At 68.4% G+C, this 16,768-nt stretch carries 17 protein-coding genes; 12 read left to right on the top strand and 5 right to left on the bottom strand.

Going from position 1 to position 16,768, the window contains the following annotated elements:
• Positions 1 to 28: 28 nt before the first annotated feature.
• Positions 29 to 655: a TetR/AcrR family transcriptional regulator gene (locus PCA_RS08240; protein ID WP_181302119.1), complete on the bottom strand. Its 627-nt coding sequence runs from the start codon at positions 653 to 655 to the stop codon at positions 29 to 31.
• Between the two features lie 215 nt (positions 656 to 870).
• Between PCA_RS08240 and ndk the strand changes: the two genes are divergently transcribed.
• The 8 genes from ndk to moeB all read left to right on the top strand — a co-directional run bounded on the left by ndk (position 871) and on the right by moeB (position 8,924).
• A complete protein-coding gene (gene ndk, locus PCA_RS08235; protein ID WP_181302117.1) occupies positions 871 to 1,296 on the top strand; it encodes a nucleoside-diphosphate kinase in 426 nt (141 codons plus the stop codon).
• A 5-nt stretch (positions 1,297 to 1,301) separates the two neighbouring features.
• Positions 1,302 to 2,453, top strand: coding sequence for a 23S rRNA (adenine(2503)-C(2))-methyltransferase RlmN (gene rlmN, locus PCA_RS08230; RefSeq protein WP_181302116.1), 1,152 nt, complete (start codon positions 1,302 to 1,304; stop codon positions 2,451 to 2,453).
• The gene (pilW, locus tag PCA_RS08225; protein WP_181302114.1) at positions 2,443 to 3,264 is read left to right on the top strand and encodes a type IV pilus biogenesis/stability protein PilW; all 822 of its coding nucleotides are present in this window, start codon (positions 2,443 to 2,445) and stop codon (positions 3,262 to 3,264) included. Before rlmN ends, pilW begins: the two co-directional genes overlap by 11 nt.
• On the top strand, positions 3,261 to 4,268 hold the full coding sequence (locus PCA_RS08220; protein WP_255436740.1) for a helix-turn-helix domain-containing protein: 1,008 nt from the start codon (positions 3,261 to 3,263) through the stop codon (positions 4,266 to 4,268). Before pilW ends, PCA_RS08220 begins: the two co-directional genes overlap by 4 nt.
• A 152-nt stretch (positions 4,269 to 4,420) precedes the next feature.
• Positions 4,421 to 5,071: a tetratricopeptide repeat protein gene (locus PCA_RS08215; RefSeq protein WP_181302113.1), complete on the top strand. Its 651-nt coding sequence runs from the start codon at positions 4,421 to 4,423 to the stop codon at positions 5,069 to 5,071.
• The gene (gene bamB / locus PCA_RS08210) at positions 5,068 to 6,291 is read left to right on the top strand and encodes an outer membrane protein assembly factor BamB (RefSeq protein ID WP_181302111.1); all 1,224 of its coding nucleotides are present in this window, start codon (positions 5,068 to 5,070) and stop codon (positions 6,289 to 6,291) included. The genes PCA_RS08215 and bamB overlap by 4 nt, the downstream gene beginning before the upstream one ends.
• 22 nt (positions 6,292 to 6,313) lie before the next feature.
• On the top strand, positions 6,314 to 7,714 hold the full coding sequence (gene der, locus PCA_RS08205; RefSeq protein WP_181302110.1) for a ribosome biogenesis GTPase Der: 1,401 nt from the start codon (positions 6,314 to 6,316) through the stop codon (positions 7,712 to 7,714).
• Positions 7,715 to 7,754: 40 nt separating this feature from the next.
• Complete coding sequence (gene moeB / locus PCA_RS08200; RefSeq protein ID WP_181302108.1) at positions 7,755 to 8,924, top strand: molybdopterin-synthase adenylyltransferase MoeB; 1,170 nt, start codon at positions 7,755 to 7,757, stop codon at positions 8,922 to 8,924.
• Here moeB and PCA_RS08195 read toward each other — a convergent pair.
• Positions 8,885 to 9,487, bottom strand: coding sequence for a GNAT family protein (locus PCA_RS08195; RefSeq protein ID WP_343204428.1), 603 nt, complete (start codon positions 9,485 to 9,487; stop codon positions 8,885 to 8,887). The two genes, moeB and PCA_RS08195, sit on opposite strands and share 40 nt — an antisense overlap.
• Positions 9,488 to 9,552: 65 nt before the next feature.
• Here PCA_RS08195 and folD point away from each other — a divergent pair, with 65 nt between their 5' ends.
• The 4 genes from folD (at position 9,553) to tadA (ending at position 14,218) form a co-directional block, all read left to right on the top strand.
• The gene (gene folD / locus PCA_RS08190) at positions 9,553 to 10,401 is read left to right on the top strand and encodes a bifunctional methylenetetrahydrofolate dehydrogenase/methenyltetrahydrofolate cyclohydrolase FolD (protein ID WP_181302106.1); all 849 of its coding nucleotides are present in this window, start codon (positions 9,553 to 9,555) and stop codon (positions 10,399 to 10,401) included.
• Positions 10,402 to 10,475: 74 nt separating this feature from the next.
• Complete coding sequence (gene guaB / locus PCA_RS08185; protein WP_181302104.1) at positions 10,476 to 11,936, top strand: IMP dehydrogenase; 1,461 nt, start codon at positions 10,476 to 10,478, stop codon at positions 11,934 to 11,936.
• Between the two features lie 118 nt (positions 11,937 to 12,054).
• Positions 12,055 to 13,659 carry a glutamine-hydrolyzing GMP synthase gene (gene guaA, locus PCA_RS08180; protein WP_181302103.1) on the top strand — a complete coding sequence of 535 codons (1,605 nt, stop codon included), beginning with the start codon at positions 12,055 to 12,057 and terminating at the stop codon, positions 13,657 to 13,659.
• Between the two features lie 79 nt (positions 13,660 to 13,738).
• On the top strand, positions 13,739 to 14,218 hold the full coding sequence (gene tadA, locus PCA_RS08175; protein WP_181302102.1) for a tRNA adenosine(34) deaminase TadA: 480 nt from the start codon (positions 13,739 to 13,741) through the stop codon (positions 14,216 to 14,218).
• A gap of 30 nt (positions 14,219 to 14,248) precedes the next feature.
• Here the strand turns inward: tadA and PCA_RS08170 are convergent, their stop codons facing one another.
• From PCA_RS08170 to PCA_RS08160, 3 genes are all read right to left on the bottom strand, one after another.
• Positions 14,249 to 14,995 carry a formyl transferase gene (locus PCA_RS08170; RefSeq protein WP_255436739.1) on the bottom strand — a complete coding sequence of 249 codons (747 nt, stop codon included), beginning with the start codon at positions 14,993 to 14,995 and terminating at the stop codon, positions 14,249 to 14,251.
• 23 nt (positions 14,996 to 15,018) lie between these two features.
• Positions 15,019 to 15,990, bottom strand: a complete 972-nt coding sequence (locus tag PCA_RS08165) for a polysaccharide deacetylase family protein (protein WP_181302101.1) — start codon at positions 15,988 to 15,990, stop codon at positions 15,019 to 15,021.
• Positions 15,991 to 16,400: 410 nt separating this feature from the next.
• The gene (locus PCA_RS08160; RefSeq protein WP_181302100.1) at positions 16,401 to 16,592 is read right to left on the bottom strand and encodes a hypothetical protein; all 192 of its coding nucleotides are present in this window, start codon (positions 16,590 to 16,592) and stop codon (positions 16,401 to 16,403) included.
• Positions 16,593 to 16,768: the final 176 nt, after the last annotated feature.

Here is a 16,768-nt window from a genome sequence, read left to right as displayed (position 1 = left end):
TGGCGCGCGGCCATGACCGCGCGGTGATTCAGGTGGCGTTGAGGCCGGCGGCGGCGAAACGGATCAGGTGCTGCACGGTCTGCTCGCGGTGGGCGCGCTCGCTGACGTCGCTCTTGCGCTGGATCATGCCGATGCCCGACATCGCGTGGGTCAGCGCGCCGGTCATCAGGTCGACGCGCCAGTACAGCTCCTCCTTGCTGAGCCGCGGCAGCAGGCGGGCGAACTCGGCGGTGAACTGGCGCATCACGTGGCCGTAGTTCTCGGACAGGAACTTGCGCAGGCCGTCGTCGTGCTCGGCGAAGGCGCGCGCCAGCACGCGCATGAACAGCGAACCGCCGCCCTCGTGCGAAAGCTCCAGCGCGGGGCGGATGAAGGCGTCCAGCACGTCTTCCAGGCGGGTGTCCGGCTGGTCCGCGATCCTGTCCAGGGCGGCCAGGCGGTGGGCGTTCAGCGCATCCAGGCGGCGGCGGAACACCTGCTCGACCAGCTTTTCCTTGGAACCGAAGTGGTAGTTCACCGCGGCGAGGTTGACCCCCGCGGCGCTGGTCAGCTGGCGCAGCGAGGCGCCGTCGAAGCCGCGCTGGGCGAACAAGGTCTCGGCGGCGCCGAGTATGCGTTCCTTGGTGGAGCCGGTGCGATTCACGGATCGGGTCATCCCGCAGGTGGGGGAACGGCGTTCAAACGATCGTTTGAGCATACGCGGGCGGCTCCGGCATCGTCAAACCGCGACCCCGTTCGGCCTGCCTTTGGCTTGCAGATGGGATAGAATCTGTCAAACTTCCTCGGCTAAGCCCTCATTTCGAGTCGGTTTTGGCCAGATTGCGGCACGAAGCCGACCACCACATCCACCCTGTTTCCCGGAGCACCCCCATGGCGCTGGAGCGCACCCTTTCCATCATCAAGCCCGACGCCGTCGCCAAGAACGTGATCGGCGAAATCTATGCCCGTTTCGAAAAGGCCGGCCTCAAGGTGATCGCCGCCAAGCAGAAGCAGCTGTCGCGCGCGGAGGCCGAAGGCTTCTATGCCGTGCACAGGGAGCGTCCGTTCTTCAAGGCGCTGGTGGACTTCATGATCTCCGGCCCGGTGATGATCCAGACGCTGGAAGGCGAGGGCGCGATCCTCAAGAACCGCGAACTGATGGGCGCCACCAACCCGAAGGAAGCCGCGCCGGGCACGATCCGCGCCGACTTCGCCGATTCCATCGACGCGAACGCGGTGCACGGTTCCGACGCCGCCGAGACCGCGCAGGTGGAGATCGCCTACTTCTTCGCCGCCACGGAAATCCACAGCCGGTAAGTGTCGTGAATGCAGCGGTAGCCATTCCATCCGACCCCACCGCCAACGCGGACAAGGTCAACCTGCTCGATTTCGATCGCCAGGGCCTGCGCGATTTCTTCGCGCAGCTCGGCGAGAAGCCGTATCGCGCCGAGCAGGTGATGAAGTGGATCTACCACCACCTCGAGTCCGACTTCGCGAACATGACCGACGTGGGCAAGGCGCTGCGCGCCAAGCTCGAGGCGAGCTGCCACGTCGGGCCGCCCAAGACCCTGGTGGACAAGGCCGCCGCCGACGGCACGCACAAGTGGCTGCTGGGCCTGGACGGCCGCAACGCGGTGGAAACGGTGTACATCCCCGAGCCCACGCGAGGCACGCTGTGCGTGTCCTCGCAGATCGGCTGCGCGCTGAACTGCCAGTTCTGCTCCACCGGCGCGCAGGGCTTCAACCGCAACCTCGCCACCGCCGAGATCATCGGCCAGATGTGGGTGGCGGCCAAGCACCTGGGCAACGTCACCCACCAGAACCGCCGCATCACCAACGTGGTGATGATGGGCATGGGCGAACCGCTGGCGAACTTCGACAACGTGGTGCGGGCGATGAGCCTGATGCGCGACGACCTGGGTTTCGGCCTCGCGTCCAAGCGCGTCACGCTGTCCACCGCCGGCATGGTGCCGATGATCGACAAGCTGTCGGAAGTGATCGACGTGTCGCTGGCGGTGTCGCTGCACGCGGCGAACGACGACCTGCGCACCGAACTGGTGCCGCTGAACAAGCGCTACCCGCTGGCCGAGCTCACGGCGGCCTGCCAGCGCTGGATCGCGCGCAAGCAGCGCACCTCGATCACGTTCGAATACACCTTGATGAAGGGCGTGAACGACCAGCCCGAGCATGCGAAGCAGCTGATCCGCTTCATGCGTCGCCTGCCGACCTGCAAGGTCAACCTGATCCCGTTCAATCCCTTCCCCGGCACGCGCTTCGAACGTTCGGACGCCGAGACCATCCACGCGTTCCAGACCCAGTTGCTGAATGCCGGCGTGCTCACCATGTTGCGCCGCACCCGCGGCGACGACATCGATGCCGCCTGCGGCCAGCTGGCCGGCCAGGTGAGCGATCGCACCCGGCGCAGTGCCGAAATCCGCAAACGCGTGGACACGGGGGTAACGCATGCGCTCTGAGCCGCTGCTGGTGGTCGTCCTGTCGCTGGCCCTGGGCGGCTGCGTGACGGTGGGCGGCGGGGATGGCAACAGCAACAACGGCAGCAGCGCGGGGCAGCCGCCCGGCGCGAACATCACCGCGAGCAGCAAGGCCGACCAGCGCAAGGATGCCGCGCGCGTCCATACCGAGCTGGCCCAGCACTATTTCGCCGAGGGCGACCTCGAGGACGCGCTGACCAAGTTGCAGCTTGCGCTGAAGTTCGACCCGGACTACGCACCCGCCCATACCATGATCGCGGTGGTCTACGAGCGCATCAACAACCAGACCGAAGCGGAGCAGCACTACCGCAAGGCGGTGGCGCTGGAGCCGGCCAAGGGCGCCCCGAACAACAACCTCGGACAGTTCCTGTGCCGCACCGGCAGGGCGCAGGAATCCCTGGCCTACTTCCGCAAGGCGGTGGCCGATCCGTTCTACGCCACCCCCGACGTGGCGTTCACGAATGCCGGCATCTGCCAGTTGCAGATGAGCGATACGGCCGGCGCGGAAGCGAGTTTTCGTGACGCAATCGCGCGAAATCCCGGCAACGGGGATGCACTTTTCCATCTTGCCGAAGTACTCTACCGGCAGGGGGATGCGTTTCGTGCTCGGGCATTCATCCAGCGCTTCGACGCGCTGGGCAAACCCAATGCGGCCGCTCTCAAGCTTGGTTATGATGTCGAGTCGCGCTTGGGCAACACGGACGCAGCCCAGACCTATCTCAGGCGTTTGCAGAGCCAGTTCCCGGACTCGGAGCAGGCCCGCGCCCTGAAAACCACTGCCAGCAGTCAATGACCACGATCCAGCCATCCCAGCCCGGCCACGACGAGGCCGCGTCCGATCTGTTCGCCGACCGGCCCCACGTCATGGAAGAATCCCCCGTCGACAACACCGTCCATGTGAATCCCGATGCCGCGTTCGGCAGCCGCCTGCGCGCGGCGCGCGAAGCGCGCGGCCTGAACCTGGTCGACTGCGCACGCGACCTGAAACTCCCGGCCGGCGTGCTGCGCAAGCTGGAGCAGGGCGAGCACGAGGGCATCGATTCCAGGATCTACCTGGCCAGCTACATCGGCAAGTACGGGCAGCACCTGGGCGTGGACGCCGCGGCGATCGAGGCCGAGGTGGCGCGCATCCGTCACGTGGAGCCGCCGCTGGTGGCCACCGGCGGCATCTCGCATTCGCGTTTCCTGTTCGACCGTTACGCCACCGCCGCCACCTACGTGGTGCTGACCCTGGTCATCGCGGTGCCGACGATCTGGTTCGGCGTGCGCAGCACGCTGGATCGCGACCTCAGCCACCTCACTCCGCTGGATGCTTCGCCCGTGGCGCAGCAGGACGCGCAGCTGGCCGTTCCCGGCAAGGCGGGCGCGACGCCGGCCACCGTGCCGGCGACGAAGTCGCCCGCGGCGCAGCCGGCCCAGGACCAGCCCCTGCTGGCCTCGATGGCGCCGTTCCCGAACCTCGGCGACGACGCCTTGCAGCCGCCGAAAGTTGCTGCGCCGACGACCACCGCGGAGGTGGGTACGGGCGGGCACAGCCTGGGCCTCACGCTCAGCTCGGCCAGCTGGGTGGAAGTGACCACGCAGGATGGCACGCGCCTGGAGTACGGGCTGTTGCCGGCCGGCAGCAGCAAGACCTGGCGCAGCGACGAGCCGCTGGATGTGCGCATCGGCAACGTGGGCGGCGCCCAGGTCAGCATCGACGGCCAGCCGGTCACGCTGGACGGTTTCCGGCGCGCGAACGTGGCGCGTTTCCGCATGCAGGTCGCGGACGGCAAGGCGACCGCCGCCAGTCTCTGACGCGTCTGCGCGCCGGCCCGCCGCGTCTGCGGGCCATCCATTTCGGTTATGCTTGCCCATTCTTCGCCCGTGACCGGGCCGAGGGTGCAACAGGCTGTCCCCCAGCCTTGCACGCAGCGCGCGCCGCGCGCGATTTCCATCAACGGTGAAGCATGGCATTTGACGCATACGACGACTACGAACAAGGCGAACGGGTCCAGAAATGGCTGCGTGAAAACGGGCTCTCCATTGCCGTAGGCATCGCGATCGGCCTGGTCGGCATCTTCGGCCTGCAGCAGTGGCGCAAGCACCAGGCGAACAACGAGGCGGCGGCCGCCATGCTGTACCAGCAGGCCCAGGTCGCGCTCGCCAGCGGCAAGCCGACCGCGGCGACCGCGTTCGTCGACGAGCTGATGAAGGACTACGCCAAGTCGCCGTACGCGTTGTTCGCGCTCAGCGACCGTGCCCGGCAGGAAGTGCAGGACAAGCAGTTGGACAAGGCGATCGTCTCGCTGCAGTGGGCCGACACGCACGCCGCCGATCCCGTGCTGAAGGGGCTGGTGCAACTGCGCCTGGCCCGCGTGCAGCTGGCCAAGGGCGACGGTGCGGCCGCGCTGGCCACGCTGGAGGCGATGCCGGCCGGGCAGTACACCGGCTTGAACCAGGAACTCCGCGGTGATGCGCTGGTCAAGCTGGGACGAGCCGACGACGCACGCAAGGCCTATCAGGCGGCGATGGCGGCATTGGGAGAGGACGCGCCGCAGCACGCCGTCCTGCAGATGAAAATCGACGATCTGGCCGTGGCCGGAAAGCAGGGTGCATGAAAGCCGTGGTGAACAAGAACGTATGGCTGGTTGCCTTGGGCTCGCTGGTGCTGCTGGCTGGCTGCAACTCGTTCAAGAAGAAGAATCTCGAGCCGCCGACTCCGCTGGAAAAGAATTTCACGCCCACGGTGCAGGTCAGCAAGGCGTGGTCCGCGCGCATCGGTGACGGCGCCGGCATCAGCGGCGCGCTGTTGCGTCCGACCGTGGTGGACGGCGTGCTGTACGCCGTGAGCACCGACGGCAAGGTCGCGGCGTTCGACGCCGCCAGCGGCAAGCAGCTGTGGGAAAAGACCACCAAGGTCAAGCAGGGCTGGCTGGGCTTCGGCGGCAAGAAGGGCAAGGCGGTTCCCCAGGGTTCCTATGCCGGCGGCCCCGCCGTGGCCGGCAACCTGCTCGCGGTGGGCACGCTGGACGGTTACGTCTACGGCCTGAATCCCAAGGACGGCACCCAGCTGTGGTCGTCCGAGCTGAACTCCGAAGTGATCGCCTCGCCGGCGATCGTTGGCGACCTGGTGATCGTGCGCACCCAGGACGGCCGCGTGTACGGCCTCGATGCGGCCTCCGGCCAGCGTCGCTGGGTCTACGACCAGGGCAGCGTGCCGCTGCTCAGCCTGCGCGGCAACAGCACGCCGCTGGCCGCGAACGGCGTGGTGTTCCTCGGCAGCGACGACGGCAAGCTGGTCGCGCTGCGCCAGGACAACGGCGACAAGCTCTGGGAGCAGCGGCTGGCCACCGGCGACGGGCGCACCGACATCGAACGCCTGGACGATGCCGACGGTTCCATCCTGCTGGACGGCAGCACGCTGTACGCCGCCGCCTACCACGGCAACCTCACCGCGATCGACGGCCCCAGCGGCCGCCCGATGTGGAGCCGTCCGTTCTCCACCTACAGCTCGCTGGCGCTGGCCGGCAGCGCGATCTACGGCGTCAACGACCAGGGCGAGGTGTGGGCGTTCGACCGCAACGGCGGTTCGGACATGTGGAAGAACGACAAGCTGAAGTACCGCTGGCTCACCGGCCCGGCGGTGCAGGGCAACTACGTGGTGGTGGCCGATGCGGAAGGCTACGTGCACTGGCTGCAGTCCGGCGACGGCGCGCTGGCCGCGCGCGTGCGCCTGTCGAAGAAGGCCATCCAGGCCCAGCCGCTGGTGGTGGGCGACACCGTGTACGTCGAGGACGTGAAGGGCCACATCGGCGCCTACCGTCTCGCCGCGCACTGATCGCCGGAAACCATGCCCCGTCATGCTGCCCGTCGTCGCCCTGGTCGGTCGCCCCAACGTCGGTAAATCGACCCTGTTCAACGCGCTGACGCGCAGCCGCGACGCCCTGGTGGCCGACCTGCCGGGCGTCACGCGCGACCGCCACTACGGCGTCTGCCATCTGGGCGAGCGGCCGTTCCTTGTGGTCGACACCGGCGGCCTGTCCGGCGTGGACGAAGGCCTGGACGCGCTCACCGCGCAACAGGTGCGCGTGGCGATCGAGGAAGCACAGGTGCTGGTGTTCGTGCTGGATGCGCGCGACGGCCTGCTGCCGCAGGACCGCGGCATCCTCGACGAGCTGCGCCGCAGCGGCAAGCCGATCATCGCCGCGGTCAACAAGACCGACGGACTCGACGAACAGGCCGCGCTGGCCGAGTTCGCCGCGTTCGGCATCGCCGCCACGCTGCCGCTGGCCGCCGCGCACAACCGCGGCACCGACCAGCTGCTCGCCGCGCTGCTGCCGCTGCTGCCGGAAGACAGCCACGAGGAACTCGCGCCGGACGAGAACGACAGCATCCGCGTCGCCATCGTGGGCCGGCCGAATGCGGGCAAGTCCACCCTGATCAACCGGCTGCTGGGCGAGGACCGGCTGATCGTCTCCGACGTGGCTGGCACCACGCGCGACCCGATCCGCGTGCCGCTGGAACGCGACGGCCGCAAGTACACCCTGATCGACACCGCCGGCGTCAGGCGCCGGGCGCGCGTCGAGGAAGCGGTGGAGAAGTTCAGCGTCATCAAGACTCTGCAGTCGATGGCCGCCGCGCAGGTGGTGGTGCTGCTGGTCGATGCGCGCGAGAACCTCGCCGACCAGGATCTCACCCTGATCGGCCATGCGCTGGACGAGGGCAGGGCGCTGGTGATCGCGGTGAACAAGTGGGACGGCCTGGACGCCTACCAGCGCGAGCGCTGCCAGGAGGCGCTCGATCGCCGGCTGCAGTTCGTGGACTGGGCCAGGCAGGTCTACATCTCGGCGCTGCACGGCTCGGGCCTGCGCGAGCTGATGCGCGCCGTGGTGCGCGCGCATGCCTCGGCGACCAAGGAACTCGGTTCCTCCGACCTCACCCGCACGCTGGAAAAGGCCTACCAGAACTACCAGCCGCCGCTGGTGCGCGGGCATGCGCCCAAGCTGCGCTTCGCGCATCCCGGGGGCAACAACCCGCCCACCATCGTGCTGCACGGCAGCCGCACCAAGCACATCGCGCCGGCCTACCAGCGCTATCTCGAGAACTTCTTCCGCAAGCGCTACAAGCTCGAGGGCACGCCGATCCGCATCGTGTTCCGCGAAGGCGAGAACCCCTACGCCGACAAGAAGAACGTGCTCACCGAGGCGCAGCAGCGCAAGCGCCAGCGCATGATCCGCGAGATGAAGAAGCGCAAGCGCTGAGCGCCGCGCGCGGCCTTGCCCGCGGGTCTAGACTAGCGCGATGGACCACTCATTGAACCGCGAAAGCTGGCTGGATTCGCTGCGCGCCGGCATCCCGGAAATCCCGCCCTCCGAAGCGCTCGCCCGCCAGGCGCAGGGCGCGCTGCTGATCGACGTGCGCGAGGACGGCGAGCGCGCCGCCGGCATGCCGGGCGGTGCGCTGGGCCTGTCGCGCGGCTTCCTGGAATTGCGCATCGAACAGGTCGAACCGGACCGCGCGCGCCCGCTGCTCATGCTGTGCGGCAGCGGCGTGCGCTCGCTGTTCGCGGCGGAGGCGCTGAACCGCATGGGTTACCGCGAGGTGGCCTCCGTGGCCGGCGGTTTCGAGCGCTGGAAGAGCGAAGGCCTGCCGGTGAGCGCGGCTGCGCTGGATGCGGACGCGGCCGAGCGCTATGCACGCCAGTTGCGCCTGCCGCAGGTGGGCGAGGCGGGGCAGGCGAAGCTCGCCGCGGCGAAAGTCGTGCTGCTGGGCGCCGGCGGCCTGGGCGCGCCGGCGGCGCTGTACCTCGCCGCGGCCGGGGTGGGCCAGCTCACCCTGATCGACGACGACCTGGTGGAACGCTCCAACCTGCACCGCCAGGTGATCCATGCCGATGCCCGCGTGGGCATGGCCAAGACCGAGTCCGCGCGCCTGGCGCTGAACGCGCTGAACCCGCGCGTGCGCGTGGAGACGCGCACGGAGCGCCTGCGCGCGGACAACGTCGAGCGGTTGCTCGAAGGCCACGACCTGGTGATCGACGGCGCCGACAACTTCCCCGCACGCTACCTGCTCGCCGCGGCGACGCGTCGCCTGCGCCTGCCGATGGTGTACGGCGCGGTGGAACGCTTCACCGGGCTGGTCAGCGTGTTCGATCCGCGCCGCGACGACGCGCCGTGCTACCGCTGCCTGTTCCCCGAGCCGCCATCGGCGGCCGAGGCGCCGAATTGCAGCGAGGCCGGCGTGCTGGGCGTGCTGCCCGGCATCGTGGGCCTGCTGCAGGCCACCGAGGCGTTGAAGCTGATCCTGGGCATGGGCGAACCGCTGGTTGGCCGCCTGCTGTCCTTCGACGCGCTGGGCATGCGCTTCCGCGAAACGCGCCTGCCGCGCGATCCGGCCTGCCCGGGCTGCGGCGCAGGCGCGCGCTTCACCGGCTACGAGGACATCGCCGCGATCTGTGCCGCGGCTGGCTGATCGAGGTCGGCGGGGATCAGTGCGTATACCGCGGCGTCGTGGGCGCGGTCCAGGGCCCACAGTCGCTGTCGCGCCACGCATTCGAACGAGGCCCCCAGCTTCGCGGCGACGCGGCGGCTGGCGTGGTTGTCCAGCATGGTGACGATCTCGATGCGGATCAGGCCCAGTTCGACGAAAGCGAAACGCGCGGTCAGGCGGGCGGCCGCGACGGCGATGCCCTGGCCATGGCGCGCGTCGCGCACCCAGTAACCGAGATTGGCGCTGCGATGGGGATGGTTGAGCTGGTTGAGTCCGCAGCCGCCCAGCAGTTCGCCGCTGGCCGCGTCGCGCACGGCGAACGCGAACTGCTCGCCGCTGCGCCAGTGCTCGCGGCATTGCTCTGTCCACGCCTCGGCCTGGGCCAGTCCGTAGTCCGCGTTGCACCACGGCAGCCAGCGTCCCACGCTGGCGACCGACTCGCGCACGACGGCGAACAGTTCGGGGGCGTCCTCGTCGCGCCACGGCCGCAACAGCAGGCGACCGTCGGCGAGCGAAGGCGAAACGGGGGCGATGGCAGCGTTCACGTCGGAATGTTTGTGCGCCATGGATGGAGCTTGGATAATGGCGCGTCTTTCGCCTTGGCATCAACATGAGCGCACGCATCCTCGACGGCAAACGTATCGCGCAGGAACTGCTGGAACGGATCGGCCGGCGCGTCGCCGAACGCAAGGCGCAAGGCCATCCGGAGCCCGGCCTCGCGGTGGTGCTGGTGGGCGACGATGCCGCCTCGTCCGTCTACGTGCGCAACAAGCGCAAGGCCTGCCACCAGGTGGGCTTCCGCTCCTTCGATTTCGACCTGCCGGCCAGCACCACGCAGGACGAGCTGTTCGCGCTGATCGACCGGCTCAACGCCGATCCCACGGTGCACGGCATCCTGGTGCAGTCGCCGCTGCCGCAGCATATCGACGAGGACGCGCTGGTCGACCGCATCGATCCGGACAAGGACGTGGACGGCTTCCAGGCGGTGAACGTGGGCCGCCTCGCGCTGCGCCGTTTCGGCCTGCGCCCGTGCACGCCCAAGGGCGTGATGACCCTGCTCGGCCACACCGATCGCCCGGTGCGCGGCCAGCATGCGGTGGTGGTGGGCGTGTCCAACCACGTCGGCCGGCCGCTGGCGCTGGAGCTGCTGATCGCCGGCTGCACCACCACCTGCTGCCACAAGTTCACCCGCGACCTGGAAGGCCACGTGCGCCAGGCCGACATCGTGATCGTCGCCGTGGGCCGCCCGGGCCTGGTGCAGGGCGAGTGGATCAAGCCCGGCGCCGTGGTGGTGGACGTGGGCATCAACCGCCTCGACGACGGCCGGCTGGTCGGCGACGTGGAGTTCGCGCCGGCGGCGGAGCGCGCGAGCTGGATCACCCCGGTGCCCGGCGGCGTGGGCCCGATGACCGTGGCCACCCTGATGGAAAACACGCTGGAAGCCGCCGAGGCGCGCTGAGCGCCTGTTCACCGTCTCCGCTGGCGGCATGCTGCAGCGCCGCGTATAATCCTCTCTTTGCAGCGGGGCAAACCATGCGCATTCTCGCCGAGGCTCTCACCTACGACGACGTCTACCTCGTTCCGGGTCATTCCACCGTGCTGCCGCGCGACGTGGACACCTCCACCCGGTTCACCCGCAGCCTGCGCCTGAACATCCCCATCGTTTCCGCGGCGATGGACACCGTGACCGAAGCGCGCCTCGCCATCACCATGGCGCAGCAGGGCGGCATCGGCATCATCCACAAGAACATGACGCTGGAGCAGCAGGCCGCCGAAGTGCGCCTGGTGAAGAAGTTCGAGGCGGGCGTGATCCGCAACCCGTTCAGCGTGAGCCCGGACACCTCGATCAGCGAAGTGCTCAAGCTCACCCGCGCGCACAACATCTCCGGCGTGCCGGTGGTGGAGGGCGAGAAGCTGGTAGGCATCGTCACCAGCCGCGACATGCGCTTCGAGCGCAAGCCCGACGATCCGGTGCGCAACATCATGACCCGCCAGGAACGCCTGGTGACGGTGAAGGAAGGCGCGAGCCAGGACGAAGTGCTGCAACTGCTGCACAAGCACCGCATCGAGAAGGTGCTGGTGGTCAACGACGACTTCCAGTTGCGCGGCCTGATCACGGTGAAGGACATCCAGAAGGCGCGCGACAACCCCAGCTCGGTGAAGGACCGCAACGAGGCCTTGCTGGTCGGCGCCGCCGTGGGCGTGGGTGGCGACACCGAGCGCCGGGTGGAGGCGCTGGTCGCCGCAGGCGTGGACGTGCTGGTGGTGGACACCGCGCACGGCCATTCGCAGGGCGTGATCGACCGCGTGGCCTGGGTGAAGAAGCAGTTCCCGCAGGTGCAGGTGGTGGCCGGCAACATCGTCACCGGCGAGGCCGCGCTGATGCTGCGCGACGCCGGCGCCGACGCGGTGAAGGTGGGCGTGGGTCCCGGTTCCATCTGCACCACGCGCGTGGTGGCGGGCGTGGGCGTGCCGCAGATCACGGCCATCGACCTGGTCGCCACCGCGCTGAAGGATTCCATCCCGCTGATTGCCGACGGCGGTATCCGCTACTCCGGCGACATCCCCAAGGCGCTGGCGGCCGGCGCGTCCACCGTGATGCTGGGTTCGATGTTCGCCGGCACCGAGGAATCGCCGGGCGAGGTCGAGCTGTTCCAGGGCCGCTCGTACAAGAGCTACCGCGGCATGGGCTCGATCGGCGCGATGCAGCTCGGCTCCAAGGACCGCTACTTCCAGGACAATGAGGCCGACGCGGACAAGCTGGTGCCCGAGGGCATCGAAGGCCGCGTGCCGTACCGCGGGCCGCTGCGCAACATCATCCACCAGCTGATCGGCGGCCTGCGCGCTTCGATGGGCTACCTCGGCGCGGCCACCATCGACGACGTGCGCAACAAGGCGCAGTTCGTGAAGGTGACTTCGGCCGGTGTCACGGAAGCGCATCCGCACGACATCCAGATCACCAAGGAAGCGCCGAATTACCGGCTGAATTCCTGAGGGCCGGGATTCGGGAGCGGGGATGCGGGATTCGGCAAAGCGGAACGCCGAATCCCCTCCGCATCCTGTATTGCCACGCCTTCCGCTTAGCCAACTTCACAGCCACGTTGCCGCCGGCATGACCGAATCCCGTATCCCGAATCCCCCGTTCCGGCTCCACGACGACAAGATCCTCATACTCGACTTCGGCGCGCAGTACACGCAGCTGATCGCACGCCGCGTGCGCGAGCTGGGCGTGTATTGCGAGATCTGGGCCTGGGACCACGACCCGGCCGAGATCGCCGCGTACGGCGCAAAGGGCATCATCCTGTCCGGCGGCCCCGAGTCGACCACGCTGGCAGGCGCGCCCAGGGCGCCGCAGCAGGTCTTCGATTCCGGGCTGCCGATCCTCGGCATCTGCTACGGCATGCAGACGCTGGCGGCGCAACTGGGCGGCGCCACCGAGGCAGCCGATGCGCGCGAGTTCGGTCACGCCACGGTCGACATCGTGGGCAAGAGCCGCCTGTTCGACGGCCTCAGCGACCACGCCGGCAGCCACCGGCTCGACGTGTGGATGAGCCACGGCGACCACGTCGCCAAGGCGCCGCCGGGCTTCGTGGTCACCGGCGCCACCGACCGCATTCCCGTCGCGGTGATGGAGAACGACGAGCGGCGCTGGTACGGCGTGCAGTTCCATCCCGAGGTGACGCACACCCGGCAGGGCAGCGTGCTGCTCCAGCGCTTCGTCACCGATATCTGCGGCTGCGCCACGCTGTGGACCGCGGCCAACATCATCGAGGACCAGATCGCCCGCGTGCGCGCCCAGGTGGGCGAGGACCACGTGCTGCTCGGCCTGTCCGGCGGCGTGGATTCCTCCGTGGTCGCCGCGCTGCTGCACAAGGCCATCGGCGAGCGCCTCACCTGCGTGTTCGTGGACACCGGCCTGCTGCGCTGGCAGGAAGGCGACCAGGTGATGGCCACCATGGCCGAGCACATGGGTGTCAAGGTGATCCGCGTCAACGCCGCCGGGCGCTACTTCAAGGCGCTGGAAGGCGTGGCCGATCCCGAGGCCAAGCGGAAGATCATCGGCCGCCTGTTCGTGGAGATCTTCGACGAGGAATCGGAGAAGCTGATCGCCGCGGGCGGCAAGGTGAAGTGGCTGGCCCAGGGCACCATCTACCCCGACGTGATCGAGTCCGCCGGCAGCAAGACCGGCAAGGCTCATGTGATCAAAAGTCACCACAACGTGGGCGGCCTGCCGGAGCACATGAAGCTCAAGCTGGTCGAGCCGCTGCGCGAGCTGTTCAAGGACGAGGTGCGCCGCATCGGCGTGGAACTCGGCCTGCCGCGCGAGATGGTCTACCGCCATCCGTTCCCCGGCCCGGGCCTGGGCGTGCGCATCCTGGGCGAGGTGAAGCCGGAGTACGCCGAATTGCTGGCCCGCGCCGACGCCATCTTCATCGAGGAACTGCGCAAGGCCGACCTGTACGACCAGACCAGCCAGGCCTTCGCCGTGTTCCTGCCGGTAAAGTCCGTGGGCGTGGTGGGCGACGCACGCGCCTACGAGTGGGTGATCGCGCTGCGCGCGGTGGAAACCATCGATTTCATGACGGCGCATTGGGCACACTTGCCGTATGATTTCCTCGGCAGGGTTTCCAATAGAATCATCAATGAGTTGCGGGGTGTTTCTCGCGTAGTTTATGACATCAGCGGCAAGCCGCCGGCGACGATCGAGTGGGAGTGAGCGGGATCAACCGCTTGCGCGTTACCTCGAAAGCCGGCATCCAGCCGGCTTTCTCATGAAATGCATTCGATTCCCTGAAATGACCGACGAGACAAGCGAGCTGTTCACTCCCGAAGACACGGCCTGGATGCGCCGCGCCCTGCAGCTGGCCGCGCATGCCCGCGACGCCGAGAACGAGGTGCCGGTGGGCGCGGTGCTGGTGCTGAACGGGGAGATCGTCGGGCTGGGTTGGAACCGCAACATCACGCTGCACGATCCCACCGCGCACGCCGAGGTGATGGCGCTGCGGGCGGCGGGAGAAAAACTCACGAATCATCGCGTGGTCGGCGCCACCTTGTACGTGACGCTGGAGCCTTGCTCGATGTGTGCGATGGCGCTGATCCACGCCCGCATCGGGCGCGTGGTCTACGCCGCCACCGACCCCAAGACCGGCGCGGCCGGCAGCGTGTTCGACACCTTGATCGATCCGCGCCACAACCACCGGCTGGAAGTGCAGGGCGGCCTGCTGGCCGAGGAATCGGCCAGCATGCTGCGCGACTTCTTCCGCGCCCGGCGCTGAGCCGCCACACGCCGGCTGGGCGGGCCCGGTCTACCTGACCGAGCGGGTCAGCCGGTAGCGCAGGTACTGGGTCAGCGTAGGGTGGTACCACAGCGCGGAAGGAGCGACGCCGTCGCGGCTGGCGAGCGTGCCGTCCAGCACGTCGCGCAAGGCCTGCTTCATCAGCGGAATCCCCGCGGCGAGCTGGTGCAGTGGGTAGGTGTTGAAACCGTCGCTGCGCTCGACGGCGATCCGTTGCTGGTACAGCACGCCGCCGGTATCCACGCCGGGGTCGACCAGGTGCACGGTGACGCCGCAGTTCGCGGCGTCGTCCTGCACCAGCGCCCAGTAGCCGCCATGCACGCCCCGGTAGCGCGGCGTGATGCCGGCGTGGGTGTTGAGGAAGGGGCGCCGTATGCAATCGAGCACCTTGGCGGAAACGATGCGCGTACCGTTCACGACCACGGCGTCGGGGTCCAGCTTGCGCAGCAGGCGGCGCACCGCCGCCGTGTTCACGCTCTCCACCCGGTGGGTGATGCCTGCGGGTGGCGCCGCGTCCTGCAGTCCGTAGCGGCGGATCAGCTCGTCGCTGCGGCGTTGCTGGAAGCGCGCCAGCAGCCTGTTGAACGCGATGAAGGCCAGTTGGCCGGAGACCGCGGGCCAGCCCAGCAGGCGGGCGCGATGCCGGATCATTGCCTTGGCTGAGGGCCTGCGTTCAATCACCACGGCAAGGACCGCGGACTCGCCGGCCAGCGCGTTGTACAGGTAGCGCGATGACGCCCCGTCGTCGCACAGCATGACGATGCGCGGCCTTCTTGCGCTCACCGGCCCGCCCATGCATCCGCAAGCTCGGCCATGCCCAGCGAGCGCATGCCGTCCCGGTCGCGCAACCGGTTGAACTCGGCGATCACCTGGGCCAGGAAGCGCATGTTCTGGTCGGTGTCGGCGCCGAAGTTGTGGGGATGCCACCACAGGTGGAACACCTCGCCGTGCCGGGCGGCGTGGCGCATGGCCTGCTTGATCCGGCGCAGGCGCAAGCCTTCCAGCCATGCCAGCCGCGCGCTGTAGGGGCGCAGGAAGCGGCTGGCCGGGAAGTTCAGCGTCGCGCCGTCGTCGCAGCTTTCCAGCGCATAAGTGTGGTGCCCGCTGAGGTTGACGTAGCTGTCCAGCAGGCGGCCGATGCGGCGCACGGCGTTCTGGCCGCCGTGGTGGGTAGCGGCATACAGCCAGCCGTCCTCGTTGCCGCGGTAGGCGGCGATGCCGTGCTCGGCCAGCACCTCCAGATAGTCGGGGTTCCACTGGTTGCGCGGGAACACCAGGCTGCGCAGCCGAAGCCCGCGCGTCGCCGCGATGCGGATGGCCGCGGCGAGATCGGCGCGGAACGTGGCCAGCGTCTGGCCGGCCTCGCGGCAGTAGTAATGCGAGAACGTGTGGGTCGCCACTTCCTGCCCGGGCGTGGCGGCGATCATTTCGACCAGCTCGGGGGCGAAGTGGTAGCGCCCGTCCAGCGCCGTCGATTGTTCCAGGTATCGGTACGGGCACAGCGCGAGGTTTTCGTAGCCCGGCCGTTCCGGCGGTGCGGCCGACAGCGCGGCGTCGCGGTCGCGGCAGAACAGCAGGCCCACCGTGGCCCAGGTGGCGTGGACGCGGTTGCGCTCGAACAGGTCCAGCATGCGCGGGATGGCGGTCCGGACGCCGTCCAGGCGGCTGCGGTAGGCCTCGAGGCGGCGCGTATCGCGCACGCCCCAATACAGTTCGAAGTCGATGGATATGGCGAATGTGCCGGTGCTCATTCCAGCTCCAGTCCGCACCGGGCTGGCGGACGGATCGGCCTCGCGGCAGCGCGGAGCCGATGGTCGCGCCCGGTACCGCGCCCCAAGAGCGCCTGTCCCCGGTCAGCGGCGGCCCTGCACGGTTCGGGTCGAGGGTGGCGATCCTGCTTTCTTCCAGATTCCGTATGCGGTCTCTCGGGATGTGTCCAGACGCCTGCGCCTGTGCGCACATGCGGCTCCGTGGTGCGCCGATGCAGATTCGCGCCGGTGCCCGGATGCGAAACGGACTATGCCAAGAAACGCCGTGCATGATCCGTGCACGCCGGCGTAGCGTCGCCGCAGGTTCAGGTCGGCGCTTCGGGCAGCCAGGGCAGCAGGGGAGATCGGGAACGTCCGGTGGGCGACGATTCAACGCCACCGGCGCAGCGGGATCAGGTGATGACGCCCGCGCGGAACATCAGCCAGCCGGCCAGGGCGCTGATCCCCAGGCAAACGACAAGCCAGAATCCACGGGAATCCTTCCCCCAGAACGGTTTCTTCCCATCATTTCCCATGTTTTTCACATCCATAACGGTCGGCTGAACAACATGCCGGGTTTCCGAGGGAAGCCAGTATCGTGCCAAGGGCAGGTTCTGGAGCTGTGAGGTGTTGTTTAACGCAAGCTGAGACGCGGATTTGCGATTGACTTCGCGGATTTGCCGGTTTGCGGCCCGAGGGGAGCCGGCGTCGCCCGCTCTGCAGAGGCATGCCTGGCGTTTCGGGGTGGTTCACCTGGCGCGGACATCGCCGCATCCACGGT

This window comes from Rhodanobacter sp. PCA2 (assembly GCF_013620825.1).
GTDB lineage: Bacteria > Pseudomonadota > Gammaproteobacteria > Xanthomonadales > Rhodanobacteraceae > Rhodanobacter_A.
Note: the sequence above shows the minus strand (reverse complement) of the source record. Positions and strands in the feature narration are given on the sequence as shown.